The organism is Bradyrhizobium sp. AUGA SZCCT0160 (assembly GCF_018130105.1).
In the GTDB taxonomy this organism is placed as follows: Bacteria; Pseudomonadota; Alphaproteobacteria; order Rhizobiales; family Xanthobacteraceae; genus Bradyrhizobium.
The window spans coordinates 64,621-89,655 of record NZ_JAFCMD010000024.1 but is presented as its reverse complement, the minus strand read 5'-3'; the positions used below and the strand labels follow the sequence as shown (position 1 = coordinate 89,655).

Below are 25,035 nucleotides of genomic sequence, written 5' to 3'. Positions count from 1 at the left end.
CTCGAAACAAAACAGCGGCAGCGCCGTTGCGCCGCCGCTATTTTTATTGGGCGATGATCTTCGCCGAAACACTCATACCGCGACAGATCATGTGCCGGAAGTACCCGATCACTTCATCGGGCATTTATCATGGAAGCCGTCCTGGCTGTCCTTGACGATGGTGGCCACCGTCTTCAGCGCCAGCTGGCCATCGGCATCCTTGACCACGTCCTGCAGATAGAAGTTCTGGATCGGAATATGGTTCTTGCCGTATTTGAACGGACCGCGCACCGATTTGAAGTTGGCTTTCTCCATCTCGGCCTTCATCGCGTCCTTCTTCGTCACGTCGCCCTTGACCGCAACCACCGCGCTGTTGATCAGCTGCGCGGCATCATAGGATTGCGCGCCATAGAAGGTCGGGCGCAGGTTCGGATATTTCTTGCGGTAGTCCTCGACGAACTTCTTGTTCTCGGGGTTCGGCAGGTCGTTGACCCATTGCTGGGCGCCGGGAACGCCGAGCGCGTTCTCCTTCTGCAGCGGCAGCGACAATTCGTCGATGGTGAACGCCGTATAGAGCGGGATCTGCGCCTTGATGCCGGCCTGAGCGTACTGATTGAGAAACTGCACGCCGGCAGCGCCCGGATAGAACACGAAGATCGACTCGGCCTTGGAGTTCTTGGCCTTGGTGAGTTCGGCGGAGAAGTCGAGCTGGCTCGGCCACACCGTGTATTCCTCACCGACCACCTGGCCCTTGAACGTGCTCTTGACGCCGGCCAGCATGTCCTTGCCGGCGGCATAGTTCGGACCGATCAGGAACACCGACTTGACGCCCTTCTGGTTCATGTAGGTGCCCATCGCCTGCGGCGTCTGGTCGTTCTGCCAGGAGGTCGAGAACACGTAAGGCGAGCACAATTCGCCGGCGAGCTGCGAGGGACCGGCATTGGCCGAGATCAGGAACGTTTTGGAATCGACCGCGGTCTTCAGCGAGGCCAGCAGCACGTTCGACCAGATGTAGCCGACGATGAAATCCACCTTGTCGGACTGGATCAGCTTTTCGGTCTTCTGCTTGCCGACATCCGGCTTCTGGCCGTCGTCCTCATAGATCACCTCGACCGGCTTGCCGTCCATCTTGCGGCCCAGATGGTCGAGCGCCAGTTCGAACGAGTTGCGCATGTCGTTGCCGATCGCAGCCGTGGGGCCGCTGAAGGTCGAGACGAAACCGATCTTGATGCTGTCGGCGCCAAGCGCGGGCTGCGCCAGCGCCAGAGCCATTGCGCCCGCCAGCCAGAATGTCTTTTTCATATTCACTCCCCTCCTCATTATCTATTTTGTTACGCCAGCCAATGCGGCTGCCGTTCGAGGCCTGCGCCTTCGTATGATCCCGGTAAGCCCGGATATTTTGTGCGCGAAATCTCCGGCCCGCAGCAAGCACGAACCGAACGCTCCGATTAGAACCTTCGGCCCATACCCCAGCGGCCTGCACCATAATTCGCAGACGGCGCCGAAGGCAAGAACTATAGTTCCGGTTGCCGGGGCAACAAATGTCGCAGGCTCGGCCGCGGCACGATCGGAAGAGACAGCGTGCGCCATCATGTTCATGGCGCCTGATCCGGTTGGGGCGCGGCGTTTCGTCGCCACTCCGCCCAGCTCGGCCGGTCGAGCTGGAACAGATCGGTGCAGCGGGCGTACCAGCCGCTGCCGTGCATGCGGCCGATCAACTGCAGCGCAGGCGTATCGATATAGCAGCGCGCTTTGTCCTGAACCGCGGAATCTTCGACGTGGGCGCGGAGGATGCGGCCGATCACCGCCGTCTGGCGCGGTCCGGTCACCATCGAACTCAGCACCCGGCATTCGAAGGAAACCGGGGACTCCGCAATGCGCGGCGGCCGTATCGCATGTGACGGGGCGGCGGTGAGGCCCGCCAGCGCGAGTTCATCGATTTCGGGCGGCGCATCGATGCAGGTGACATTCATGGCCGCGGCGTTCTGTTCGGACACGAGGTTCACCACGAACTCTCCGGTCGCGAGAATATTCGTCGCGGTATCCTTGAAGCGCCCCGGCCCGGCGAGCAGCCCGATCGCCAGCGTCGGCGGCTCGTGCCCCAACACGTTGAAGAAGCTGTAGGGAGCTGCATTAACGACGCCATCTTCGGAAAGTGTCGTCACCCAGGCGATTGGCCGCGGGGTCACCGTCGCCGTCAATATCTTGTAGCGTTGTTGGGCCTCCAGCGTCTCCATGTCGAACAGCATCGCCGGCCCCCGTGCTCAGACCGCCACGACTGGATGGCGCAGCCGGCCGATGCCGGCCACTTCCGCTTCGACGACATCGCCAGGCCACAGCCATTCCTGCGGCGTCCGCCCCGCGCCGACGCCATCGGGCGTACCGGTCGCGATGATGTCGCCCGGCTCGAGCGTGATCGCGGCCGAAATGTCCGAGATCAGCAGCGGCACCTTGAACAGCATGTGGCGGGTGTTGGAGCGCTGCTTCTCGACGCCGTTCACCGTGAGCCAGAGATCGAGCGCGTGCGGATCGCCGATTTCATCTGCCGTCACGATGCACGGACCGAACGGCGCATAGGTGTCCTGGCCCTTGGAATAGAGCCACTGCCCGGCGCGGCGGTTGTCGCGGGCGCTGACGTCGATCATCACGCTGTAGCCGAAAACGAAATCGAGGGCCTGCGCTTCCGGGATCCGGCGCGCCGTTCGCCCCATCACGACGGCGAGTTCGACTTCCCAATCGAGTTGCTGCGTGATGGTCCGGTTGTGCTCGATGGCCTCATTGGGCCCGATCACGCTGGTCGGAGGTTTTGAAAAGATGATCGGTTGCTTCGGCAATTCCTTCGCGGTGTCCAGCGCGCGCGACGATTCCGCAACGTGCTCGACATAGTTCAGCCCGACCCGAAAATGTTCTTGCGCGGCCGCGGGATCGGCGCCAGCAGCTTGACATTGGCCAGCGGCAGCGCGGCGCCCACCGGCCACTGGCTTGCATGATCGCTTAAAATCTTCTTCAGCGCCATCGTTGCCGGCGGCCCGAGATCGATCAGATCGAGCATCGAGGATGGCAATGCTGTGCCGGCATGCGCGCCGATCCGCTCGACGTCCACGACCAGGTCATCGACGATGGCACCGAGGCGGGCCGCCGCCTCGATGTTGGCGCGGTAGGTAACAAGACGCATGGTTGGATCCTTAAGATGTCAGCGGCTGCCGGCCTTGATTGTCGCCATAGGCTTCCTCGCGATACAGGCCGAGGGCATGCATCACAGGCAGATCGTTGAAGGTGAACAGGCAGGCATCGTCGCTGGCAGATCCGTTGACATGCTCATGCCAGGACCAGGACGGCACACAGAAGATGTCGCGCTCCTTCCATTCGAAGCGCTTGCCGTCGATGATCGAGTGACCGCTTCCCTTCGCCACCTGGTAGATGAAACTACCGGTGTGACGATGGGCCTTGGTGGCCTCGCCGGGCCGCAGCATCTGCATCGACGCACCGATCGTCTGCATCACAGGACCGCCGGTGACGGGATTGACGTAGTTCATCAGCACGCCGTCATAAAGCGAGCCGTCGGAGGCCTTGCCGTAGCGCTGCAGCGCCTCGTAGGTCGGCCCCCACTCGTATTTCAGGAGCGGTGAATATCCGCGCGTCCATTCCGCGCCCGCAGGACGCAAGCCGGGATTGCCCCAGGCATGCGTCATGTCGTCGACGGGATAACCAACCTCCTGCTGCATCTTCGGATGCACCGCGTAGAAATTGGCTTCGAGCGTGTTCACGAGCGGGATGTCGAGACCGTCCTGCCAGATGCACGGCGTGCCTTCGCTGGCGACGCCATGCTCGTGCCACGTGCCATTGGGCGTCAGCACGAAATCATTGGCGCCGAGCGTGAGCTTGTGGCCATCGACAATGGTGTAGGCGCCCTCGCCTTCCATGATGAAGCGCAGCGCCGAGGCCGAATGGGCATGGGCGGAGGCGACCTCGCCGGGGTGCATCACCTGCAGACCGGAATACAGCCAGCCCACGGCGGCGGCATGATCACGGCGACCGGGATTGTTCAGATAGATGACGCGGCGGCCGGCCTTTTCGGGAGACACCAGTTCGACGGACCGCAGCACATGCCGGCGCAGGTCCTCATAGCGCCAGAGCACGGGGACGGATGACGATTTCGGCTGCCAGGGCTCGATCTTGTTGGCGACCGTCCACAGCGCACCCGCGTCCAGATTTTCCAGCTCGTCGTAATAGGCGAGCAGCTCCGGGGTGTCCTCGACATTGGCGCGCCCGGCGACGTCTTCCCGGTGGTTTTCGCGGCGTCCTGTTGCCATTTCGCTCTCCCTGGGTTGCCAATCATATAAAATGAGATATATCTTCGAAGCAATAGAAAATTTTCGAAAGAAATCGAATCCGTAATGGTGGCCGCGAAAGCAGGAAAAATGGCCGGCGTGGCAGGCGACCGCCGGATCGTCAGTGAAGGAGCTGGCGAGCCCGGAACATTGAGCGAGGTGGCCTATCAGCGTCTGCGCACCGATATCGTCTCCGGTGTGCTCGGCGCGGGCAAGCCGCTGCGGCTCGAAGCGCTGAAGCAGCGCTATGGCCTGAGCTTCTCGCCGCTGCGCGAGGCGTTGATGCGGCTGCAGTCCGAGCGTCTGGTGTTCTCGACGGCGCTGCGCGGCTTTTCCGTCGCGCCGCTGTCGCGCGAGGAAATGAAGGACGCGACGGAAACCCGCATCCTGATCGAATCCGAAGCGCTGCGCCGATCGATGCAGGACGGCGACGATGACTGGGAAGCCGGCATCGTGGCCGCCTTCCATGCGCTCAGCCTGCAGGCCGAACGGCAGTTGCGCCTCTCCGGCGAGGTGGACGCCGTCGACATGCATGCGATGGACGAGCGGCACTATCAATTCCATCGGGCGCTGATCGCCCATTGCCGGTCGCCGCGGCTGCTCGACCTGGCAGACCAGCTCTATGTCGAAACCCAGCGCTACCGGCTGCCATGCCTGGTCGGCCCGGTGGCGGGAACGTCGGCGCGCGACGTTGCCGCCGAACATCAGCAAATCATGGACGCCGCGCTACGCCGCAGCGAAGATGCCGTGCGTTACCTGGCCGAGCATTACCGGCGAACCGCAGACATCATCGAGGCGTCGACCGCGTGGCCGTCGTCAGCGTAACGGTCATCCGTTTGCGCTGGTCCAGAACGCGCGCAGAGTTGCTCAAACCTGATATTCAGCCCCATCGATGACGTAAGGCGCGTGGCGGAAATCCCTGATGGTGGCGACCTTGTCGGCCGACCAGTTCAGCAGCATGAAGTATTTCAGCTTCGAGTTGGGCTCGTTCGGATCGAACACCAGAACCGCCGGTTGCCCCTCCACCAGGCCAGGCACCAGATGCCAGTCGCTGACTTTGGAATAGTTGCCGAAGTAACGCGACACTTCGGCCTTGCCGGTCATGCGGGCCTTGTTGACGAGATCGAGCCGTACGTCATCCGCAATCATGGCGCGGATGGCGTCGAAATCCCGCGCATTGAAATGGGCGACATAAGCGCCGAGCCGCTTGCGATCGGCGTCGGACAATTTCGGCTGCGGCGCATCGTCAGGCTCATCGGCATATTTTCGAAGTTGTGCGCGGCCGCGAACCAGCGCGGCCTTGGCCGCGGCAAGGCTCACGTCCATGACAGCGCAGATTTCCGCCAGCGAATATCCGAGCACATCCATCAGGATCACGGATGAGCGTTGCGTCACATTGAGGCGCATGAAGGTGCGCAGACTGGCGTTCGCGATCTGGCGGCTTGTCACGGCATCGAGCTGGTCGGCCATCATCTCCGCCTCCTCCCCCGAAAAAAGCGCCTCCTGGCGCTTGCGCCTACGCAAAAAGTCCAGCGCGGTGTTGTGTGCATGCCGGAACAGCCAACCCTCGGGATTGCCGCTGGAAAACGCTCTAGGGGCTGACAAGGCTTCCACCGCCTTGATCAGCGCGTCCTGCAGTACGTCCTCGCCGTCGATCACCGAACCCACCATGCGAGCGCAATAGCGATGCAGTTTTGGCCGCAGCGCGACCAGAAGCGCATCGATATCCGTCGCGGCTGGCGAGGCTTCAGGTAACTCTGTCATTCGCGCTTCCGAAGAGCTGATATCTCGCCCAGCATCCGATAATTGCCGACGATGGTAACGGCGCGCGCCAGCGGCGGTTCAGCGCAACGCTCCCGAATACCACTCTGGAAGGCGGCAAACGATGCCAGTTTGGGCAACGCGCTGGCGCCATCATCGGCCGTGGTCTCAACGAAATGGATGAACGTATCGTCTTCCAGCCGCAGCGAGAGATAACGGACGCCCTCCGGCTGCAGCGCCTTCAGTTCGGCAAACACCGCGGCGACCAGTTCGGCGTTCTTCTCGGTCATTTCAGGTTTTGTTTTATACCTGATCAGGGTCCGTTTCATGTGCTTCTCCATGGCGTGGGTGCTGCAGAACCTGGCAGCTCGACCCAAGGACGTCTGGCGGTGGGCAAAGGATGCAGGCTCGAAAAGAATATTTTCGGCCATGTGTTTCATCCCTCACGATGCGCTTTCGCTATCGGTCGATTGGCAAACACGGCTTGAAGCTTCTCTTGGAAGCAGTGCACAAATAACTACATAATGAGGGCACGGAGACATCTCGAACCGAGGCCGGATTCCATGACGACAGTGCCGAAAAATCAGCACCACGTGGTGATCGTCGGCGCCGGTTTCGGCGGGCTGGAAGCCGCCTTCGGGCTAGCCGGCGCACCTGTCAAAATCACGCTGATCGACCGGCGCAACCACCATTTGTTCCAGCCGCTGCTCTATCAGGTTGCCACCGCATCGTTGGCGACCTCCGAGATCGCCTGGCCGATCCGTTACCTCTTGCGCGACCGGCCCGATGTCACGACGCTGTTCGCCAACGTCAATGGCGTCGACGCCGCGGGCAAGCGCGTGCTGCTCGATGACGGCGAGGCACTGCCCTATGACACGCTGATCCTTGCCACCGGTGCGCGTCACGCCTATTTCGGCCACGACGAATGGGAACCGTTCGCACCCGGGCTGAAAACGCTGGAGGACGCCACCACGCTGCGGCGGCGCATCCTGGTCGCCTTCGAGCGCGCCGAGCGCGAAACCGATCCGGCGCGGCGCGCCGCGCTGCTGACTTTCGTCATCATCGGCGCAGGCCCCACCGGCGTCGAACTCGCCGGCACCATCGCCGACCTCGCCAGGGACACGCTGCCGAAGGATTTCCGCAACATCGACACCAGCAAGGCGCGCGTGGTGCTGATCGAGGCAGGTCCTCGCGTGCTCGCGGGCTTTCCCGACGATCTCTCGGCCTACGCGCAAACCTCACTCGAGGGCCTCGGCGTCGAAGTGATGCTGGGAAAGCCGGTGACGGAATGCAGCATCGATGGCGTGGTCTATGGCGACACCAGGCTCGACGCGAAAACCATCATCTGGGCCGCGGGCGTACGTGCCTCACGCGCGGCCGAATGGCTGGGCGCGCCCGCCGATCGCGCCTATCGCGTGCAGGTAAAGCCGGACCTGACAGTGCCCGGCCATCCCGATATTTTCGCTGTGGGTGACACCGCAACGATTGCAGATGCGAGCGGAAATCCGGTGCCCGGCATTGCGCCGGCGGCCAAGCAACAGGGCCGCTACGTCGCTGCCCTCATCAAGGCGCGGCTCGGCGGCGGGACGCTGCCACCGTTCCGCTACAAACATGCCGGCAGCCTGGCGCAGATCGGCAAGCGCAAGGCGGTGATCGATTTCGGCTGGATGAAGCTGCGCGGCAATCTCGCCTGGTGGATCTGGGGCATCGCCCACATCTATTTCCTGATCGGCCTGCGCCACCGGCTCAGCGTCGCCATGAGCTGGCTCTGGATCCACGCCAGGAATCAGCGAGCGGCGCGGCTGATCACGCAAGGGAGCAGCAAGGTGACGGGGTGAGCGATCTTCTCCCTCGCCCCGCTCTTGCGGGGAGAGGGTCGGGGTGAGGGGCTCTCTCCAAGAGTGACGTCACTCGTGAGACCTGTACCCCCTCACCCGGATCGCATCTGCGATGCGATCCGACCTCTCCCCGCAGCGGGGTGAGGTAAGAAACCGCGACGGCGCGACCCTCACTTCACCAATGAACACCCGCCGTCCGCCATCGGCCGGAACGCCTGATCGGCCGGGATCGTCGATACCAGCTTGTAATAATCATACGGATATTTCGACTCCGCCGGCTTCTTCACCTCGAACAGATACATCGGGTGGATGACGCGGCCGTCCTGGCGGATGGTGACGTCGCCGAACAACTTGTCCTTGCCCTTGAACTTTTTCATCTGCGGCACGGCGTCCTTGGCATGGTCGCTGCCGGTCGCCGCCACCGCGTTGAGATAAGCGAGCGTGGAGGCATAGACGCCGGCCTGGTTGCCGCTCGGCATCTTGCCGTTCATGCCCGGCCGCGCCGCAAAGCGCTTTGCGAACGCGCGGGTGTCGTCATCCATGTCCCAGTAAAACGCCTCCAGCAGTTGCAGCCCCTGCGCGATCTTCAATCCCATGCCGTGCACGTCGTTGACGAACAACAGGAACGCCACCATGGTCTGGCCGCTCTGCTGGATGCCGAACTCATTGGCCTGCTTGACCGCATTGATTGTGTCGCCGCCGGCATTGGCAAGGCCGATCACCTTGGCCTTGGAGCTCTGCGCCTGCAGCAGGAACGAGGCGAAGTCCGACGTGCCGAGCGGATGCTTGCTCGAGCCCAGCACCTTGCCGCCATTCTTTTCGATGTAGTTGGTGGCTTCGGCCTCGATGCCCTTGCCGAGCGCATAGTCGACCGTGACGAAGTACCAGTCCTTGCCACCGCGCCCCATCATCGCCGCCGCTGTGGTGTTGCCGGTGGCCCAGGCGTCGTTGACCCATTGAATGGTGTTGGGCGAACAGGCCTTGCCGGTCAGGTCAGAGCTCGCTGTCGATGACGCCAGGAACGTCATGCGGGAGTCCCGCACCAGCGCATTGATGGCGAGCCCGACCGCCGAGTTCGGCACGTCGACAATGGCATCGACACCCTCGACATCGAGCCATTTGCGCGCGATCCCCTGACCGACGTCAGCCTTGTTCTGGTGATCGGCATAGACGATCTCGACCTTGATGTTCTTGCCGCCGCCGCCAAAATCTTCCGCCGCCATGCGCGCGGCTTCCACCGACCCCATGCCGTTGGTGTCCTGGAAGATGCCGGAGATGTCGTTGAGCACGCCGACCCGGACGACATTTTCGGAAATCTCCGCCCGCGCCGGTCCGAACGCGGCGCAGGATAGCGCGAGCGCCAGATAGACCCTGATATTCTTCATCATTCTCTCCCTATCGATGTGATCGTTGTTGTTCCCGGACTGCGCCGGGTTTGAATTCAGATCTGCCGGTCCGGCAGCCGCACGACGAGGCCGTCGAGCTCCGGCGTGATCTTGATCTGGCAGGACAGCCGGCTGTTTGGCAGCCGCTCGGCGGCGACGCCGTGGAGCAGCTCATCCTCCTCCTCGCTCATCGGCGCGAGCCGCGCGATCCAGCCTTCATCGACATAGACATGGCAGGTCGCGCACATGGCGTTGCCGCCGCACTCGGCCACGATCTCGTCGACGCCGTGCGTGGTTGCGACCTGCATGACGCTGTCGCCGGCGCTCGCGTCGACGCGTTCGGAACGGTTGTCGGGGCGATTGAAAATGATGGTCGGCATGATCAGGCTCACACTGCTTTGATTGACACGGGCAGGCTTTCGAGGCCGCGGAGCGTGTTGTTGAAACGGCGCGTCGCCGGTCCCGTGATCTCGATCGCGCTGACCCGTTTGGCCAGCGCCGAAAGCACCGCCTCGCCTTCCAGCCGCGCGACCAGCTGGCCGACGCACATGTGGATGCCGGAGCCATAGCCGACATGGCCACTGGTCTTGCGCGTGACGTCATATTCGTCAGGCCGGTCCCATCGCCGCGGATCGCGGTTGGCGGCGGCGAGGAACATCAGGATTTTCTCGCCCTCGCCGATCCGCGACCCGCTGATTTCGACGTCCCGTGTCGTGGTCCGGAAGAACGTCTGCACCGGGCTTTCGAACCGCACCGCCTCCTCAAAGGCGTTGCGCGCCAGCGTCGGGTCACTCCGCAGCCGCGCCCATTGATCGGGAAAACGCGCCAGGCAATAGACCGCCGCGCCGATGCCGTTGACTGTGGTATCGAGGCCGGCGCTGAGCAGCGAGCGCACCAGCAATGGCGCTTCCGCCGCCGTGATGTCGCCGGCATCGGCGCGGGCATGGATGCTGTCGCCGAAACCGCCGGGCGCGAGATTTTCGCGCTGGCATTGTTCGGCGACATAGGCCTGATGCGGCGCGGAGCGTTCGATCGCGTCCTGGCGCAGCTGGTTCGGCGGCCCGAACGAATTGAAGACGAGGCTCGCATAGGGCAGCAGGTTTTCGCGCCCCTCCGGCTTGAGCCCGAGCGCATCGGGAAACACGGACAGCGGATAGGCCTCGGCGAGGTCTGCGATGGCGTCGAAGCTGCCTTTGGCGAGCAGCGCTTCCACCCGGGATTCGGCGGCTGCGACAAAGCTGCCGCGCAATTGCTTCATCACCGTCGGCGAGAGCACCCGGCTCAGCACCGCCCGCGTGCGCGCATGTTCCGGCGGATCGGCCTCCAGGATGATGCTTTGCGGCCGCCAGGCCTTTTCCTTCGCAAAGTCGCTGAGGCCGACGCCGCGGCTGGAGCAGAAGGTCAGGGGATCGTTGAGGACGGCATGGACCTCGGCATGGCGGGCGACGCCGTAGACCTTCCATTTGTCGAACCAAACGACCGGCCCGGCTTCCCGGAGCACCTCGTGGGCGGGATGCGGGTCTTCGAAGAACTCGATCGAGAACGGATCGATGTCCATATGCGGCACGCCTGCCGATGGCGTGAAGCCTGATGCACTCATTCCGACCTCCCAAAGTTTGTTCTTGTAAAGCGCTGGCGCATGTCTCTATCTCTCAAGCCTAGCGTTTGCAGCGATGATCAGGGACATGAGCAGTCAACCACCCGCCAGGAATGCGCGCCGGCCGAGACCGGTGGAGGTCGCAGACGCCGATGACGGCCCGACCCTCGATCTCGAGCGCTACGTTCCGGCGTTCATCACCTTCATCGCCAACAAGCTCTCGAACAGCGCCACCGCGTTCTATCAGCGCAATTTCGGCGTCAACGTCACGGAATGGCGGATCATGTCGCTGTTGGCGATCGAGCCCGGCATCCCGGCCTCGCGGATCTGCCACGTGATCGGCTTCGACAAGGGGCCGGTCAGCCGCACCCTGTCGATGCTGCAGAAACGCGGCCTGGTCGCGATCCGGACCGCCCCGGACGACGGACGCACCCATTCGATATCGCTGACCGCGAAGGGACGCGCGACCCACGACAAGGTCATCGTCGCCGCGCTTGAACGCGAACGACGGCTGCTGTCCGTCCTGCGCAAGGACGAGCGGGAAGTGCTGATCGACCTGCTGCGCCGCGTCCACGGCAATCTCGATGCCGTCAAGGGCGTCGGTGGCCCGTAGGCGGCCCAGCAACGGCCATTTCATGTGATGCGCGGCGATCCGCGCCGCGTATGAAGCGGCGGCGTTCCGTGACCCGCCTTTGCTTTCGGGCATCCATACCTCCCTGCGAGACCCGGCAGCTGGGCTGCTTCTGTGGCCATCATTGATCGCGAGACTGTCACGAATTAGTTGCCGTGGCAACAATAGAGTGTTGCTAAGGCAACGAAATGGTTGGTCGGGAACTTTGGCCGCTTTGCGAGCTGGGGGAATCGATGAACGGGTTATTATGGCGGCGCTCGTTATGCCCGGCCTTGCCGCCTTCGCTAGAGCTTCGGCGGGCCGACCACTCGTGGCCCCGTCGAAGCCCTGGCGGAGACGGGTGCCGGGCATCCACGTCTTTGCATCCATTAAGCAAGAAAGACGTGGATGGCCGGGACAAGCCCGGCCATGACGAGAAAGCGAAAGTACTGACTGCTTTTGGGCCAGACCCTGACGATGATCGCGCGCTACGGCGCGCCGTCTATTTCGACAGCGGACAGCCGCCGTCCTTCTCGGGCCGGAATGCATCCTCGCCCTTGATCGTGCCGACCACTTTCAAAAGGTCCCATTTCGACTGCGACTCATCGGGCTTCTTGACCTCGAGCAGATAGAGCGGATGGATCTTTCGGCCGTCGGCGCGAATGAAGCCCTTGCCGAACAGGGGATCGTCGGTCGGCATCACCTTCATCGCTTCGACAACGGCCTTGCCGTCGGTGGCGCCGCCGGCCTTGTCGACGGCCTTGAGGTAGTGAATCACCGAGGCATAGACGCCGGCCTGCATGTCGTTGGGATAGTTCTTCTGCGGGTGGCGCTCGGCAAACTTTGCGGCGAAGCGGCGGGTGCCGTCGTTCAGATCCCAGTAGAACGGATTCATGATCTGCGCGCCCTGTGCCGCCTTCAGCGTCAGCGCCGGCAACCCGTTCATGCCAAGGATCAGGCCGACCAGCTTCTGCTTCTGGGTGAGGCCGAATTCGGCCGCCTGCTTCATCGACGTAATGGTGTCGTCGCCGGCATTGGCGATGCCGACGATATCAGCACCCGAGCCTTGCGCCTGCAGCAGGAAGGAGGCGTAATCCGCCGTCCCCAGCGGATGGCGGACGGCGCCGACCACCTCGCCGCCGGCGGCCTTGACCGCTTCCATCGCCTGCTTTTCGAGATCGTGACCGAACGCATAGTCGGCGGTCAGGAAGAACCATTTCTTGCCGCCCTTCGCCACCACCGCCTTGCCGAGACCGTGGCCATAGGCGTAGGTGTCGTAGGTCCAGTGTACGGTGTTGGGGGTGCATTTCGCGCCGGTCAGCAGCACGGTTCCGGCGCCGGAGCCGATGAACACCTTGTTTTTCTGTTCGCTGATGCCGGCGACCGCGAGCGCGATCGCCGAGTTCGGCAGATCAAAGATCGCATCGACGCTTTCGTTTTCATACCAGCGCCGCGCGATGCCGACGCCGATGTCAGGCTTGTTCTGGTGATCGGCCGCGACCACCTCCACGACCTTGCCGGCGGCCTTGCCGCCGTAATCCTCGACCGCCATCTGCGCCGCGACCACCGAGCCGATGCCCTGGTAGGTCGCGAACACGCCGGACTGATCGTTCAGGATACCGATGCGGACTTTTTCCTGCGCCTGCGCGCCCGAGACGAGCAGGACCGCGGCCGCAGCAACCAGCGGCGTCTTCAGCCGCGAAAAAACATGACCCATCCGGACCTCCCTGTGTTTACAACTCCAAAAGGCAATCTTCACGCTGCCGAAATTACTTATATAATATAAGTATTTTTCGGAGAGTCAATCTCGACCGGGAATCACCGAACAAATGCAAAAGACCCGCAGCCGCGCCGCGGCGAAAAAATCCCCGCTGGTTGAAACCGCCGATGACAAGAAAAAGTCGCTCGATCTGAGCGCGTTACAGCAGACGCCCGGGTTCATGATCCGGATCCTGCAGCTCTTGAATTTCGAAGCTTTCTTCCGGCACTTCCAGGCGCTGGAAGTGTCGCCGGTGGAATATTCCATCCTCATGACCGTGCGCGACAACGAGGCCGTGACGCAGAGCGAACTCGCCGCCGTGCTCAAGATGCAGCTGCCCAACCTCGTGAAGATCCTGTCTGCCATGGAAGAGGCCGGCATCGTGAGGCGCAAGCGATCGTCCCGCGACAAGCGCGCGGTCGAGCTTTCGCTCAGCGCGGCCGGGCAAAGACGGGCCGATGAGGCAAGCCGGGCTGGCGAGATCTTCAATGAACAGACGCTCGCCCCGCTCAGCAAGCCAGAGAGGGCGGCATTTCTTCACATGCTGACGCGGCTGGTCGAGGCCTACCGGCGCGAACTTTCGCGAAGCGAAATCGCTTGATATCTAGCCGGCGCAGCCGATCCACTCGGTCGACGCGCCGTCGTCCAGCGTCGCTACCGCGCCTGCCCGCCGGGTCAGCACCGCGCGCTGGTTGATGTAGCCCTTGTCGGTGATCTCGCCACCATCGACGGAGGCAGGTTCGGCCAGAAGCAACGCGCGCGTGGCGTGGCCGGATGAGTTGCCGCCCTGCGCTTTCAGTTTGGCGAGGCCCTGCCCGATCGCGGCGCGAACTTTTTCGTGACCGATGACCTCGTCGGCGGCGGCGCTGTCGGGCAGACCGGCATGGGCACGACAAGCGGCGATGTTGGGGAACACCAGAAAACGCACTTCATCGCCGCCGTGGCCGGTAACGACAATGTCCTGCGCCAGCGGCGCCAATGCCGCGATTCCCGCAACGCGCAGCGTGCCGACATTGACCCAGGTGCCGGAGTTGAGCTTGAAATCCTCGGCGACGCGGCCGTCGAAAAACAATCCGAGTTCTGGTCGCTCAGGATCGGCAAAGGTCACGGCATCGCCGATCAAATAAAAGCCTTCCGCATCGAATGCCTGCGCGGTGAGTTCCGGCGCCTTCCAGTAGCCCGGCGTGACATTCGGTCCGCGCACCCGCACTTCGAGCTTGTCGCCTGACGGTACCAGCTTCAGCTCTGTCCCTGATATCGGCACGCCGATATTGCCGGAGCGCCTGGCCTGGAAATGGCAGTCGGTCGCGAGCGGCGAGGTTTCGGTCGAGCCCCAGGCCGATACCATCGGCAACGCGCGGCCGCTGGTTTTGATCGAGAGTTCCTCCAGCGCATCCCAGAGATTCTGCGGCAGCGCGGCACCCGCATAGAACGCGAACTTCACCTCGCTGAAAAACTTGCCGCACAACTCGTCGTCACTGCGGAGCGCCGCGATCAGCATATCAAAACCGCGCGGCACGTTGAAATACACCGTCGGAATCACGCTGCGCAGGTTCGCCAGCGACGTCGCGAACAGCCCCGGCGCCGGCTTGCCGCCGTCGACATAGAGCGTGCCGCCATTGCGCAGCACCAGATTGAAATTGTGGTTGGCGCCGAACGTGTGGCTCCACGGCAGCCAGTCGAGAATCACGAGATCGTCGCGCGCCGCCTCGAGGAACGTCCAGGTCTGCGCCTTGGCCTGCTGGCTCGAGGTCAGCATGCGCTGGGTGTTGATCACAGCCTTCGGCGTGCCGGTCGAACCCGAGGTGAACAGGAACTTTGCAATCGTGTCCGGCGTCACGGCCTTGAAGGCTGTTTCAACGGCGGGCGTTTCCGGCGTCGCCGCAACCGAGCGGAACGGGATCACATCGCTATCGCTGGAATCGCTGCTGACGATCGCAGCCGAGTGCAGCGGTGCAATCGCCGCGAGCGCCGCCGCGAATGGCTTGGCGCTGGAGACATAGATCGCGCCGGGCCCGAGCAGCTTGATCATGCCCTTGAGCTTGTCGAAATCTTTCGACATCAGCGAATAGGCCGGCGAGATCGCCGCCGAGGGCACGCCGACATGCTGGGCGGCCAGCGCGAACAATGCATGGTCGACGCTGTTGTCGGACAGGATCACCAAGGGCCGTTCCGCGCTCAGCCCCTGCGCCAGAATCCACGCCGCAGCCGAGCGAACCTGCCGCAATGCACCGGCATAAGTGACCTTGTTCCACGGCGCATCCGGCGTCTTGCGGTCGGCAAGAAAAATCCGCTCCGGCGTCTGCCGGGCCCAATGTTCCAGCCAATCGCCGACGCAGCGCGCGCCTGGCTTCAGCGGCACCGTCGATTTCAGGATGATGCTGCCGTCCGCGCGGCGATCGGCAGAGATCGCAGGCCTCGCGAACAGCGCTTCGGATGGGTCGCGGCCTGTGGCGGCGGCTGTCGTCATCGGTTTCCTCCTCGCGCGGCCCGTCTGCCGCCGGCCTCTTTGGGCCGCTCTTGCGCATATTGTTGGTCACAACAATTGTTGTCGTCAACAACAATATTTCCTTCCCGGCCGCAAAGCGCTAGAAGGAGAGCGACGCGGGGAGAAGCATGTGTCCAGCAGAGCGACCCAACCAGCCTTGAAAACCCCCGTTTCCGCGAACGACAAGCGCGGCGGAAATGGCAAGGCACGCCACCGGGAGCAGGATATCGAGGTCGGCCTCGACGGGCTGGTCGGCCATGCCGGCTACGCGGTGCGGCGCTTCCAGATCTGGATCTTTCAGGACTTCATCCGGACGCTGGCGGCGGTCGATATCAAGCCGACGCAATATTCGGTGCTGACGGTGATCGGTGCCAATCCGGGCCTGAGCCAGATGGCGGTCGCCAAGCGGCTCGGGATCGAGCGCGCCCGGCTGGTGCACCTGCTGGACAGTCTCGAAGATCGCAAGCTGGTGCGGCGCGTCCAATCCAGGACCGACCGCCGTTCCCACGCGCTGCACCTGACCGGGCGGGGCGAGGCATCGCTGCGGCAGTTCAAGCTGCTCGCGGCCGAACACGAGCGTCACGTCGCCGAGAAGATCGGGGCCGCGAATCGGGAGCACCTGCTCCGGATTCTGGCGGCGTTCACCTGAGCGCGCGGGCGCGACGAACTCCAAGCCCCACAACTGACAATGCCGCCTACAAATTAGGCAGAGGCAAGGCGCCGCGCTTGGACCGCGGACACGCCTCGTTTTCCGACAAGGCAACTAACCCACGAACATTGCAGAGTTATTGCCGTGTCTTGGGTTGCATCCCTAATTGTACACAATGGCACATCACTTGCTTCAATCCGGACGGAACTCCTCGCTTTGGTAAGTCGACCGTGACTGACCTCAGCCAACCCAGGACGGGGCATCAATTGACTGAAACCGTTGCTGCGATCGTCGCCGCGCACCGCGCCGGCACCATGACGCCGGCGCAAACCGTCGCGCGCAGCTATCAGCGCATCCGCGACCACAACGATCCGGCCGTGTTCATCTCCCTGCGCGACGAAAGGGACGCGCTGGCGGAGGCGCAAGCGCTGAGCGCAAAGGATCCGGCGACGCTTCCGCTGCTGGGCGTGCCGGTCGCGGTGAAGGACAATATCGACGCGCTGGGCCTGCCGACCACGGCCGCCTGCCCGGCGTTTTCTTATTCGCCGACGCAGGACTCGACCGCGGTCGCAAAGCTGCGCGCGGCCGGCGCCATCATCGTCGGCAAGACCAATCTCGACCAGTTCGCGACCGGCCTCGTCGGCGTGCGCTCGCCCTATGGCATCCCGACAAATCCGATCCGCGCCGATCTCGTTCCGGGCGGATCGAGTTCGGGATCGGCAGTCGCGGTGTCAGCCGGATTGGTGCCGCTGGCGCTCGGCACCGACACCGCCGGAAGTGGCCGTGTGCCGGCGATGCTCAACAACATCGTCGGGTTGAAGCCGAGCCTCGGGCTGATCTCCAATGCCGGGCTGGTGCCGGCCTGCCGGACGCTGGATTGCATTTCGGTGTTTGCGCTCACGGTGGACGATGCCGTGACGGCGCTATCAGCGATGGCCGGCCCCGATGACGCCGATCCGTTTTCACGCGACCGGCCGCTCGGCGCGGTCACCGCGTTTTCCGGAGAGTTGCGGCTCGGCGTTCCCCGCAGCGGTCAGTTGGTCTTCTTCGGCGACCGTGAGTCGGAGCAGGCCTATGGCGAAGCGCTGAAGCGCTGGACCTCACTCGGCGCAACCCTGGTCGAATTCGATCTCGAACCGTTTTATGAGACCGCGCGGCTGCTCTATGAGGGACCGTGGGTCGCCGAACGTTTTCTCGTGATCCGCGATCTCCTGGCATCGTCGCCGGATGCGATTCATCCCGTCACGCGCGAGATCACCATGGCCGGCGCGCGGCCGACCGCGGCCGATACCTTCGCGGCGCTCTATCGTTTGCAGGCGCTGCGGCGCGTCGCCGAGCGCACCTTTACCGACATCGACGCGCTGGTGCTGCCGACGGCGCCAACCTCCTATTCAACGGCGCAGGTGCTGGCCAATCCGATCGAGCTCAATTCCAGGCTCGGCACCTACACCAATTTCGTCAATCTGCTCGATCTCTGCGGGCTGGCATTGCCGGCGGCGATGCGGCCGGACGGCATCCCGTTCGGCATCACGCTGCTCGCGCCGACCGGCCACGACGCGCAGCTCGCCAGCATCGGCCGCGCCTTCCATGCCCACACTGGACTGAAGATGGGCGCCAAGGGCCTGACGCAGCCGCCGCTCGCAGCGCCCTCGCCACAACTCAGCGGCGACGAAATCGCAATCGCGGCGGTCGGCGCGCATCTATCCGGCATGGCGCTGAACGGCGAGCTGACGTCACTCGGCGGACGCCTGCTGGAGGAAACCTCGACCGCGCCGGACTACAGGCTCTATGCGCTCGACACCACGCCGCCAAAACCCGGCATGCTGCGCGTCGAGGCTGGCGCGGGATCGCAGATCAAGCTCGAACTCTGGGCGCTGTCGGCGGCGGCGTTCGGAAAGTTCGTCGCCGCGATTCCGCCGCCGCTGTCGATCGGTACCATTCGTCTCGCGGACGGCCGCGGCGTGAAGGGATTTTTGGTCGAACCGGCGGCTGTTACAGGCGCTCGCGATATTTCAGCGTCCGGCGGCTGGCGGGCGTTCATGGCGCAGAAGGCGGCGGTGTAAAGCTTCGTAGGATGGGTGGAGCGCAGCGATACCCATCATCGTACGGCATGCAGGATGAGCAGTTATGATGGGTTTCGCTTTGCTCTACCCATCCTACCACGCTCAGGGATGCGACACCGCGTAAAGCTCATACTCCCCGCGCACCAGTTCGATATGCGCACGCATCGCGGCCGCGGCGCCGGTTTTGTCGCCGCGCATGATCGCGACCACGACACGGTCGTGCTCGGCGTGGGATTTGGCGAGGCGGCCGAGATTGCGGAACTGGGCACGCCGGAACGGCTGCACCCGCACCCGCGTCGCCAGCGTCATCTCGGCGATATAGCCGTTCTGCGAGCCGGCATAGATGGCGTTGTGAAAGCGCTCGTTGACTTCGTGGAATCTTTCAGGATTGCCGGCGTAGCTCAGCACCCGCAATTCCTCGTGGATGCTTTCGAGCTTCTGGCGATCCGCCGCCGGCATCCGCTCCGCAGCAAGGCCTGCGCACAGCGCTTCCAGCTCCGCCATCGCCTCGAACATTTCGGTTAGCCGCTCGATCGACGGCTGCGCCACCACGGCGCCGCGATGGGCGCGGGATTCGACGAGACCGCTCGCCACCAACTGCCGCAGCGCCTCGCGCACCGGGGTCCGCGACACGCTGAAGCGCCGCGCAATATCGGTCTCGTCCAGTCCCGATCCCGGCGCCAGCACCCCGCGCACGATCTCGTCGGCGAGTTGCAGTCGCAATTCCTCCGCGCGCGTGACCTTGTCCGCCTGCGGCGAGGCGCGGTCGACGCGCCGCACCACCGGCTCGCCTTCGGGGCCGGATTGCGGGCTGCGGGTAGGAAGATCGTCAAGGCTCATGTCGTTTGACCCAAATCCTTTCGAAATCCAACCCTACGAAGCCGGCTCGTCGATGATGCTGACGTGGGCGGCGACGATTCTCCACCCCTCAGGAAACCGCACCCAGGTCTGCATCTGCCGCCCCACCTTCTTGCCGCTCCACGCATCGCGATAGAACAACGTCGAGGCAACAGCGGTATCGCGGCCATAGCTGGTGATGACGGTCTTGTCGGTCGTACGCATCAGCCCCACCGGCGAGCGGCCGGCGCGGAACGCCATGATGGCCTCATAGCCGTAGAGGTTTTCGTTGATGCCGTAGCGCAGCGTGCGGGGATCGTTGCGGAACAATTCATCCAGCACCGCGACGTCGTTCGATACCAGCGCCGCTTCATAGCGCGCGAATTGCGCTGACACTTCAGCGAGCACGTCGGGAAGATCGATATCCATGGCTAAATTCCTCGCTAAATTCCTCTTGGCGCAGGCGCCGCAGCAACGCCGGATTGCTCCAATGCACGAGCGACGCGAAGCGCGATATCCTCGCGCCAGGGTGCGGCGATGATCTGGACCCCGATCGGCATCGGCTCCAGCGGCACCGGCACCGCGACCACGGGCAGTCCGATGAACGAAATCGGCTGGGTATGGATGCCGATATTGGCGCGCACCGGTAGTTCGACGCCGTCGAGCTTGAACGTTACCTGCCCGAGTTTGGGCGCGGTGCAGGGCGTGGCAGGCGCGATGATCACGTCGACCGATTTGAACAGCTCCAGCACTTGCATGCGATACCAGCGGCGGAATTTCTGCGCCCGATCGACCAGCGGCGCCGGCACCATCGCGCCCGCGATCAGGCGATCGCGCACCGCCGGATCGAAATCGTTCGGGCGCTTGCGCAGGCGATCAAGATGCAGCGAAGCGCCTTCGGTGGTGGAAATCACGTAAGCCGCGGCGCGGGCCCGTGCGGCTTCGGGGATTTCGATCGTCTGTGTCGCATCAAGCGCCTTGGCGACGCGCGCCACGGCCTCGACAGCCTCCGGAAACACATTCTTCTGGAAATAGCCACCGGCTATTGCGACCCGCAATCCGCCGACGCCTTGCGCGAGCTGCGACGTCACCGGCTCAACCGGCCGCGTCGTGCACGCGGCATCATCGGCATCCGGCCCCTGCATCGCATCATAGGCCAGCGCGAGATCGCCGACGCTGCGCGCAAGCGGTCCGAGGTGGTCGAAGCTCGCGACAAACGGAAACGACCGTGCCCGCGACAGCCGGCCATAGGTCGGCTTCAGGCCAAAGATCCCGCAGAACGACGATGGCACCCGGATCGAACCATTGGTGTCCGAGCCCAGCGCGATCGGCACCAGGCTGCCGCCGACCGAACTGCCGGAACCACCGGATGAGCCGCCGGTCATGCGTGTCGGATCGTGCGGATTGCGCGACGGGCCGTCATGCACATTCTCGCCCGTGAAGTCGTAGGCGTATTCGCCCATGTTGAGCGCGCCGACCAGGACGGCGCCTGCCGCCTCCATGCGTTCCACCAGCGTCGCATCGCGCGAAGACGGTGCGAGGTCGCGGTTGATCTTCGAGCCCGCGCGCGTCGGCAGGCCCTTGACGTCGAACAAGTTCTTGACCGCGAACGGCACGCCCGCGAGCGGACCGACTTTCTGCCCCGCCGCAATCGCCACATCGACGGCGCGGGCTTTCGCACGTGCGCGATCCGCGGTGACGTCAGTGAAGGAGTTCAGAACCGAATCATGCTTGGCGATCCGCGCCAGCGCGTCTTCGGTCGCGGCGAGCGCGGTCATCTTGCCGCCGGCCACGGCCCGGGCGATCTCTTCTGCGGTCATGGCGCGGTCAGGCTGCGAAGACACTGGCGGGCTCGGTTTCGTCGGGCAATGCAAATTCATCGACCAGCCGCGCCAGCCTCAGCGATACTTCAAGATTCGCGCGCACCACCGGCCGCCAGGAATCCTCCACCGGCAACGCCAGCGCTTTCGCGACGGCGTCGATATATTCGTCCAGGGGTTCGGCCATTTCGCTCCCATTCAGGTTTAGTGAACCGGCAACGGCGGATGCGGGATCGCCGTCAGCAGCTCCTTTGTATAGGCGTCCTGCGGATTGCCCAAGACCTGTTCGGACGGGCCATGTTCCACGATTCGTCCCGCGCGCATCACGATGACACGATCGCACAAGAGGCGCACCACATTCAAATCATGGGAGACAAACAGATAGCTCATACCCATCGACGACTTGAGGTCCTGCAAGAGATTGAGCACCACCGCCTGCACGGAGACGTCGAGCGCCGCGGTCGGCTCGTCGAGGATCACGAGCTTTGGGTGCAGCGCAATCGCGCGAGCGATGCCGACGCGGGCCTTCTGGCCACCGGATAATTGATGCGGGAAGCGATCGAGCAGATTAATGGGGAGACCGACCAGCCCGGCGAGTTCCTCGCAACGGGCGCGCAGCGCATCGCGTCCCCTGATGTCGCCGAGCTGCATGATCGGATCGACGATGGCGCGCGCCGCAGTAAAGCGCGGGTTGAGGCTGTCGGTCGGATCCTGGAACACCATCTGGATGCTCTTGCGCAGCGGCATCCGTGCGAAGGCGTTGGGCAGCATGGTGCCAATCTCGTCGCCGTCGAACACGATGCGGCCGGAGGTCTGATCCAGCAGCCGCATCACCATCATCGAAGTGGTCGATTTGCCGCAGCCGGATTCACCGACCAGGCCGACGCTCTCACCGCGGCCGACCGTAAAGCTGATGCCGTCGACGGCGCGGAATAGTTCGGTCTCGATCGGCGGCTTGCGGGAAAACAGCTTGCCGAGAACGGCCGTGGCGCCCTGGCGCGGATATTCCTTCACCAGTTTCTCGACCAGCAGCAGCGGCTTCTCGTCACCCCCGGGCTTGACCCGGGGGTCCATCGCTTCAAAGGAATCTTTCGAAGATTGATGGATGGCCGGGTCAAGCCCGGCCATGACGGGTGGTAGCGCCGCCGCGTCTTCCTCCGGCAACAGATCGCGCAAAGAGACGCCGATCCGCGGCGTCGCGCGCATCAGCTTCTTGGTGTAGGCGTGTTCCGGGTTGGCGAAGATATCGGCGGATTTCGCGGTCTCGACCACGCGGCCTTTTTCCATCACCACGACGCGATCGCAATAGGCTGCGGCGAGGCCGAGGTCATGCGTGATCAGGATGGTCGACATGCCGCGCCGTTTTGTGAGTTCGACGATCAAATCCATCACAGCCTTTTGCGTCGTGACATCGAGGCCGGTGGTCGGCTCGTCGGCGATCAGAAGCTGCGGATTGCAGGCCAGCGCCAGCGCGATCACGACGCGCTGGCACATGCCGCCGGAGAGCTCAAACGGATAGGCGTGGTAGCGCTCGCGCGGCCGTGCGATCTTGACCTGTTCCAGCGCCTCGATCGCCTTCTCGCCGCGATCACTGGCCGCTGACTGCACATGCTGGCGCAGCACGTCCTCGATCTGGTCGCCGACCTTGCGGATCGGATTGAGCGCCGCGCGCGGGTTCTGGAAGATCATCGAGATTTCGCGGCCGCGCAAATCCCGCATCTGGTTCTCGGTCGCGGCCTTGACGTCGATGCCGGAAAACATCACCGAGCCCTCGGCGATCTTGCCGGCGCGGTCGAGGATCCGCATCACGGCGTACGAGGTCACCGACTTGCCGGAGCCGGACTCGCCGACGATACCGAGCGTCTCGCCCTTGGCCACGGAGATGTTGACGTGCTGCACCGCTTTCACGATGCCGCGCCGCGTGGCGAATTCCACCGTGAGGTCGTTGACGTCGAGCAATGGCTGCGCGGTCATCGGTATGTCCTCAGGTTCTTCGCTGCGGGTCGACGATGTCACGCAGACCGTCGCCGAGCAGGTTGAAGCAGAACACCGCGATCATCAGCGCGAGGCCCGGAAACAGCGCGATCCACCATTCGCCCGACACCATGAAGCCAGCGCCCTCCGCGACCATGATGCCCCATTCGGCGGTCGGCGGCCGCACGCCAAGGCCGATGAACGACAGGCCCGCGGCATTGAGGATCGCGTAACCCATGGTCAGCGACATCTGCACGATCATGATCGGCATGATGTTGGGCAGGATGTGCACCAGCAAAATCCGGAACTCACCATTGCCCGACAATCGCGCCGCCTGCACGAAACCTGCATTGCGGCGCACATTGGCCTCGGCACGGGCGACGCGGGCATAGAGTGGAAAATTCACGATCGCGGTCGCGATGATGATGTTCTGCACGGTATTGCCCAGCGCAGCGACGATACCCATCGCCAGCACGAACAGCGGAAACGCCATGATGGTGTCGGCGATACGTCCGACAATGCGGTCGGCCCAGCCGCCGAAATAGCCGCCGGCGATGCCGGCAAGGCCGCCCATCAGGAACACCAGCGCCACCGAAGCCACCGCGATGAACACATCCAGCCGTGTAGCCACGATGACGCGGCTGAAGATATCGCGGCCCAACTGATCGGTGCCGAACCAGTGCGCCGCCGACGGCGCCTTCAAGGCAGCTGACGTGTCGCTGGCGAGCGGATCGTAGGGCACGATGTAGGGCCCGAACACCGCCGCGAACAGGATCACGATCAACAGGGCGAAGGCAAAAGCGGTGACGCGGTTCTCGCCGAGCACATAGCGGGTGTGCTCGAAGATCGCTGATAGTCCCGAGGTTCGCGCGGGGCTGACAGGTTCAACGGCAGGCGCAACGGTGCTCATGCTTGTTACCCTTCCAATCTCACGCGCGGATCAATCACACCGTAGAGAATGTCGATGACCAGATTGAGCAGCACGTACATGACTGCCATGGTCAGCACAAAACCCTGCACCGGCGCGAAGTCCGACGAGATCAGGGCCTCCACCGCATAGGAGCCGATGCCAGGCCAGGCGAAGACTTTTTCCACCAGCACGTTGGCCCCGAGCAGGAACGAGAACACCATACTGAGCGTGGTGATCACAGGCAGCATCGCATTACGGAAAGCATAAGTGATGATCACGGTGCCCGGCGACAGGCCGCTGGCGCGCGCGGTGCGGACGAAATCCGAGGCCAGCACCGCCAGCATCGAGGCCCGCGTCATGCGCGCGATCGGCGCCAGCGAGAAGATCGCCAGCGTCGTCGCGGGCAGGATCAGCTGGCTCAGCGCGGAGCGAAACGCCTCGGGATCGCGCGCGATCAGGGTGTCGATCAGATAGAAGCCGGTCACCGTCGGCGGCGCGCTGTAGAACACGTCCAGCCGGCCGAGCGGCGCCGGCGACCAGCCGAGCCGGAAATAGAAGACGTAGACCAGCACCAATCCGGTAAAGAACACCGGCAGCGAGACGCCGGCCGTCGTCGTTATGCGGCAGAGATGATCGATCCACGAGCCGGGCCTTGTGGCGGCGAGCACGCCGAGCGGGATGGCGATCACGATGGAAACGAACAGGCCGAGCAGCGTCAGCTCGGCGGAAGCCGGCAGGCGATTGCGGATTTCGGCGGCGACCGGCTGGCCGGTGGTCAGCGAATTGCCGAAATCGCCATGGGCGAGATCATTGGTGTAGCGGAAGAACTGTTCGATCAGCGGCTTGTCGAGGCCGAGTTTTTTCCGGATCTGCTCGACCGCCTCCTTGGTCGCGGCGGGCCCGGCAAAGTACGCGGCGGGATCGCCAGGCAGCGCCCGCGTCAGCAGAAACGTGACGATCACGACCCCGATCAACGACGGGATCGCGAACATCAGCCGCTTGCCGATCATGGTCAGCATGGCAGGCGCTCCGCG

General features: G+C 63.7%; 25 protein-coding genes. 6 read left to right on the top strand and 19 right to left on the bottom strand.

Annotated features, from left to right (window positions below):
• Positions 1 to 108: 108 nt before the first annotated feature.
• From JQ558_RS30230 to JQ558_RS30215, 5 genes are all read right to left on the bottom strand, one after another.
• A complete protein-coding gene (locus JQ558_RS30230) occupies positions 109 to 1,281 on the bottom strand; it encodes an ABC transporter substrate-binding protein (protein WP_212208857.1) in 1,173 nt (390 codons plus the stop codon).
• Between the two features lie 293 nt (positions 1,282 to 1,574).
• Complete coding sequence (locus tag JQ558_RS30225) at positions 1,575 to 2,228, bottom strand: flavin reductase family protein (protein ID WP_212296053.1); 654 nt, start codon at positions 2,226 to 2,228, stop codon at positions 1,575 to 1,577.
• 15 nt (positions 2,229 to 2,243) lie between these two features.
• Positions 2,244 to 2,957, bottom strand: a complete 714-nt coding sequence (locus JQ558_RS37530) for a fumarylacetoacetate hydrolase family protein (protein WP_312015050.1) — start codon at positions 2,955 to 2,957, stop codon at positions 2,244 to 2,246.
• Positions 2,867 to 3,154 (bottom strand): hypothetical protein, encoded by a 288-nt coding sequence (locus JQ558_RS37525; protein ID WP_249142701.1) that lies wholly within the window; start codon positions 3,152 to 3,154, stop codon positions 2,867 to 2,869. The genes JQ558_RS37530 and JQ558_RS37525 overlap by 91 nt, the downstream gene beginning before the upstream one ends.
• A 10-nt stretch (positions 3,155 to 3,164) precedes the next feature.
• Complete coding sequence (locus JQ558_RS30215; RefSeq protein WP_212296052.1) at positions 3,165 to 4,292, bottom strand: cupin domain-containing protein; 1,128 nt, start codon at positions 4,290 to 4,292, stop codon at positions 3,165 to 3,167.
• A gap of 84 nt (positions 4,293 to 4,376) precedes the next feature.
• Between JQ558_RS30215 and JQ558_RS30210 the strand changes: the two genes are divergently transcribed.
• Positions 4,377 to 5,135 carry a GntR family transcriptional regulator gene (locus JQ558_RS30210; protein WP_249142700.1) on the top strand — a complete coding sequence of 253 codons (759 nt, stop codon included), beginning with the start codon at positions 4,377 to 4,379 and terminating at the stop codon, positions 5,133 to 5,135.
• A gap of 42 nt (positions 5,136 to 5,177) precedes the next feature.
• On the opposite strand, the gene JQ558_RS30205 is transcribed toward JQ558_RS30210, so the two are convergent.
• Both JQ558_RS30205 and JQ558_RS30200 read right to left on the bottom strand, forming a co-directional pair.
• Positions 5,178 to 6,074 (bottom strand): sigma-70 family RNA polymerase sigma factor, encoded by an 897-nt coding sequence (locus JQ558_RS30205; protein WP_212296051.1) that lies wholly within the window; start codon positions 6,072 to 6,074, stop codon positions 5,178 to 5,180.
• The gene (locus JQ558_RS30200; protein WP_212296050.1) at positions 6,071 to 6,400 is read right to left on the bottom strand and encodes a hypothetical protein; all 330 of its coding nucleotides are present in this window, start codon (positions 6,398 to 6,400) and stop codon (positions 6,071 to 6,073) included. Before JQ558_RS30200 ends, JQ558_RS30205 begins: the two co-directional genes overlap by 4 nt.
• 234 nt (positions 6,401 to 6,634) lie before the next feature.
• Here JQ558_RS30200 and JQ558_RS30195 point away from each other — a divergent pair, with 234 nt between their 5' ends.
• Entirely contained in the window at positions 6,635 to 7,909 is a 1,275-nt protein-coding gene (locus tag JQ558_RS30195; RefSeq protein ID WP_212296049.1) for an NAD(P)/FAD-dependent oxidoreductase, read from the top strand.
• A gap of 170 nt (positions 7,910 to 8,079) precedes the next feature.
• Here JQ558_RS30195 and JQ558_RS30190 read toward each other — a convergent pair whose 3' ends face one another.
• Genes JQ558_RS30190 through JQ558_RS30180 form a run of 3 tightly spaced genes read right to left on the bottom strand, consistent with a single transcriptional unit; the run spans position 8,080 to position 10,894 of the window.
• Positions 8,080 to 9,294, bottom strand: a complete 1,215-nt coding sequence (locus JQ558_RS30190; RefSeq protein WP_212208983.1) for an ABC transporter substrate-binding protein — start codon at positions 9,292 to 9,294, stop codon at positions 8,080 to 8,082.
• Positions 9,295 to 9,350: 56 nt separating this feature from the next.
• The gene (locus JQ558_RS30185) at positions 9,351 to 9,674 is read right to left on the bottom strand and encodes a 2Fe-2S iron-sulfur cluster-binding protein (RefSeq protein ID WP_212208864.1); all 324 of its coding nucleotides are present in this window, start codon (positions 9,672 to 9,674) and stop codon (positions 9,351 to 9,353) included.
• Positions 9,675 to 9,682: 8 nt separating this feature from the next.
• Entirely contained in the window at positions 9,683 to 10,894 is a 1,212-nt protein-coding gene (locus JQ558_RS30180) for a cytochrome P450 (protein ID WP_212296048.1), read from the bottom strand.
• A gap of 85 nt (positions 10,895 to 10,979) precedes the next feature.
• Between JQ558_RS30180 and JQ558_RS30175 the strand changes: the two genes are divergently transcribed.
• Positions 10,980 to 11,504, top strand: a complete 525-nt coding sequence (locus JQ558_RS30175) for a MarR family winged helix-turn-helix transcriptional regulator (RefSeq protein WP_212208866.1) — start codon at positions 10,980 to 10,982, stop codon at positions 11,502 to 11,504.
• Between the two features lie 499 nt (positions 11,505 to 12,003).
• Here the strand turns inward: JQ558_RS30175 and JQ558_RS30170 are convergent, their stop codons facing one another.
• Entirely contained in the window at positions 12,004 to 13,218 is a 1,215-nt protein-coding gene (locus JQ558_RS30170; RefSeq protein WP_212208867.1) for an ABC transporter substrate-binding protein, read from the bottom strand.
• 112 nt (positions 13,219 to 13,330) lie between these two features.
• On the opposite strand from JQ558_RS30170, the gene JQ558_RS30165 reads away from it, so the two are divergent.
• Complete coding sequence (locus JQ558_RS30165; RefSeq protein WP_212208868.1) at positions 13,331 to 13,861, top strand: MarR family winged helix-turn-helix transcriptional regulator; 531 nt, start codon at positions 13,331 to 13,333, stop codon at positions 13,859 to 13,861.
• Positions 13,862 to 13,864: 3 nt separating this feature from the next.
• Here JQ558_RS30165 and JQ558_RS30160 read toward each other — a convergent pair whose 3' ends face one another.
• Positions 13,865 to 15,730, bottom strand: coding sequence for a feruloyl-CoA synthase (locus JQ558_RS30160; RefSeq protein WP_212296047.1), 1,866 nt, complete (start codon positions 15,728 to 15,730; stop codon positions 13,865 to 13,867).
• 175 nt (positions 15,731 to 15,905) lie between these two features.
• Between JQ558_RS30160 and JQ558_RS30155 the strand changes: the two genes are divergently transcribed.
• A complete protein-coding gene (locus JQ558_RS30155; RefSeq protein WP_212296075.1) occupies positions 15,906 to 16,397 on the top strand; it encodes a MarR family transcriptional regulator in 492 nt (163 codons plus the stop codon).
• A 266-nt stretch (positions 16,398 to 16,663) separates the two neighbouring features.
• Complete coding sequence (gene atzF, locus JQ558_RS30150; protein WP_212296046.1) at positions 16,664 to 18,460, top strand: allophanate hydrolase; 1,797 nt, start codon at positions 16,664 to 16,666, stop codon at positions 18,458 to 18,460.
• 102 nt (positions 18,461 to 18,562) lie between these two features.
• On the opposite strand, the gene JQ558_RS30145 is transcribed toward atzF, so the two are convergent.
• Genes JQ558_RS30145 through JQ558_RS30115 form a run of 7 tightly spaced genes read right to left on the bottom strand, consistent with a single transcriptional unit; the run spans position 18,563 to position 25,020 of the window.
• On the bottom strand, positions 18,563 to 19,300 hold the full coding sequence (locus JQ558_RS30145; protein ID WP_212296045.1) for a GntR family transcriptional regulator: 738 nt from the start codon (positions 19,298 to 19,300) through the stop codon (positions 18,563 to 18,565).
• A gap of 33 nt (positions 19,301 to 19,333) precedes the next feature.
• Positions 19,334 to 19,726 (bottom strand): oxalurate catabolism protein HpxZ, encoded by a 393-nt coding sequence (hpxZ, locus tag JQ558_RS30140; RefSeq protein ID WP_212208872.1) that lies wholly within the window; start codon positions 19,724 to 19,726, stop codon positions 19,334 to 19,336.
• A gap of 14 nt (positions 19,727 to 19,740) precedes the next feature.
• Positions 19,741 to 21,117, bottom strand: a complete 1,377-nt coding sequence (locus tag JQ558_RS30135) for an AtzE family amidohydrolase (protein WP_212296044.1) — start codon at positions 21,115 to 21,117, stop codon at positions 19,741 to 19,743.
• A 7-nt stretch (positions 21,118 to 21,124) separates the two neighbouring features.
• The gene (locus JQ558_RS30130) at positions 21,125 to 21,304 is read right to left on the bottom strand and encodes a DUF4089 domain-containing protein (protein WP_212296043.1); all 180 of its coding nucleotides are present in this window, start codon (positions 21,302 to 21,304) and stop codon (positions 21,125 to 21,127) included.
• A 17-nt stretch (positions 21,305 to 21,321) separates the two neighbouring features.
• The gene (locus JQ558_RS30125; protein WP_212296042.1) at positions 21,322 to 23,091 is read right to left on the bottom strand and encodes an ABC transporter ATP-binding protein; all 1,770 of its coding nucleotides are present in this window, start codon (positions 23,089 to 23,091) and stop codon (positions 21,322 to 21,324) included.
• Between the two features lie 10 nt (positions 23,092 to 23,101).
• Positions 23,102 to 24,001: an ABC transporter permease gene (locus JQ558_RS30120; RefSeq protein ID WP_212296041.1), complete on the bottom strand. Its 900-nt coding sequence runs from the start codon at positions 23,999 to 24,001 to the stop codon at positions 23,102 to 23,104.
• A gap of 5 nt (positions 24,002 to 24,006) precedes the next feature.
• Positions 24,007 to 25,020, bottom strand: a complete 1,014-nt coding sequence (locus JQ558_RS30115; protein WP_212296040.1) for an ABC transporter permease — start codon at positions 25,018 to 25,020, stop codon at positions 24,007 to 24,009.
• Between the last annotated feature and the right edge of the window lie 15 nt (positions 25,021 to 25,035).

Excerpts from the sequence above, each read along its gene's own strand:
- JQ558_RS30230 (WP_212208857.1), bottom strand. The coding sequence starts at position 1,281 with ATGAAAAAGACATTCTGGCTGGCGGGCGCAATGGCTCTGGCGCTGGCG.
- JQ558_RS30225 (WP_212296053.1), bottom strand. The coding sequence starts at position 2,228 with ATGCTGTTCGACATGGAGACGCTGGAGGCCCAACAACGCTACAAGATA.
- JQ558_RS37525 (WP_249142701.1), bottom strand. The coding sequence starts at position 3,154 with ATGCGTCTTGTTACCTACCGCGCCAACATCGAGGCGGCGGCCCGCCTC.
- JQ558_RS30215 (WP_212296052.1), bottom strand. The coding sequence starts at position 4,292 with ATGGCAACAGGACGCCGCGAAAACCACCGGGAAGACGTCGCCGGGCGC.
- JQ558_RS30210 (WP_249142700.1), top strand. The coding sequence starts at position 4,377 with ATGGTGGCCGCGAAAGCAGGAAAAATGGCCGGCGTGGCAGGCGACCGC.
- JQ558_RS30205 (WP_212296051.1), bottom strand. The coding sequence starts at position 6,074 with ATGACAGAGTTACCTGAAGCCTCGCCAGCCGCGACGGATATCGATGCG.
- JQ558_RS30200 (WP_212296050.1), bottom strand. The coding sequence starts at position 6,400 with ATGAAACGGACCCTGATCAGGTATAAAACAAAACCTGAAATGACCGAG.
- JQ558_RS30195 (WP_212296049.1), top strand. The coding sequence starts at position 6,635 with ATGACGACAGTGCCGAAAAATCAGCACCACGTGGTGATCGTCGGCGCC.
- JQ558_RS30190 (WP_212208983.1), bottom strand. The coding sequence starts at position 9,294 with ATGAAGAATATCAGGGTCTATCTGGCGCTCGCGCTATCCTGCGCCGCG.
- JQ558_RS30185 (WP_212208864.1), bottom strand. The coding sequence starts at position 9,674 with ATGCCGACCATCATTTTCAATCGCCCCGACAACCGTTCCGAACGCGTC.
- JQ558_RS30180 (WP_212296048.1), bottom strand. The coding sequence starts at position 10,894 with ATGAGTGCATCAGGCTTCACGCCATCGGCAGGCGTGCCGCATATGGAC.
- JQ558_RS30175 (WP_212208866.1), top strand. The coding sequence starts at position 10,980 with ATGAGCAGTCAACCACCCGCCAGGAATGCGCGCCGGCCGAGACCGGTG.
- JQ558_RS30170 (WP_212208867.1), bottom strand. The coding sequence starts at position 13,218 with ATGGGTCATGTTTTTTCGCGGCTGAAGACGCCGCTGGTTGCTGCGGCC.
- JQ558_RS30165 (WP_212208868.1), top strand. The coding sequence starts at position 13,331 with ATGCAAAAGACCCGCAGCCGCGCCGCGGCGAAAAAATCCCCGCTGGTT.
- JQ558_RS30160 (WP_212296047.1), bottom strand. The coding sequence starts at position 15,730 with ATGACGACAGCCGCCGCCACAGGCCGCGACCCATCCGAAGCGCTGTTC.
- JQ558_RS30145 (WP_212296045.1), bottom strand. The coding sequence starts at position 19,300 with ATGAGCCTTGACGATCTTCCTACCCGCAGCCCGCAATCCGGCCCCGAA.
- hpxZ (WP_212208872.1), bottom strand. The coding sequence starts at position 19,726 with ATGGATATCGATCTTCCCGACGTGCTCGCTGAAGTGTCAGCGCAATTC.
- JQ558_RS30135 (WP_212296044.1), bottom strand. The coding sequence starts at position 21,117 with ATGACCGCAGAAGAGATCGCCCGGGCCGTGGCCGGCGGCAAGATGACC.
- JQ558_RS30130 (WP_212296043.1), bottom strand. The coding sequence starts at position 21,304 with ATGGCCGAACCCCTGGACGAATATATCGACGCCGTCGCGAAAGCGCTG.
- JQ558_RS30125 (WP_212296042.1), bottom strand. The coding sequence starts at position 23,091 with ATGACCGCGCAGCCATTGCTCGACGTCAACGACCTCACGGTGGAATTC.
- JQ558_RS30120 (WP_212296041.1), bottom strand. The coding sequence starts at position 24,001 with ATGAGCACCGTTGCGCCTGCCGTTGAACCTGTCAGCCCCGCGCGAACC.
- JQ558_RS30115 (WP_212296040.1), bottom strand. The coding sequence starts at position 25,020 with ATGCTGACCATGATCGGCAAGCGGCTGATGTTCGCGATCCCGTCGTTG.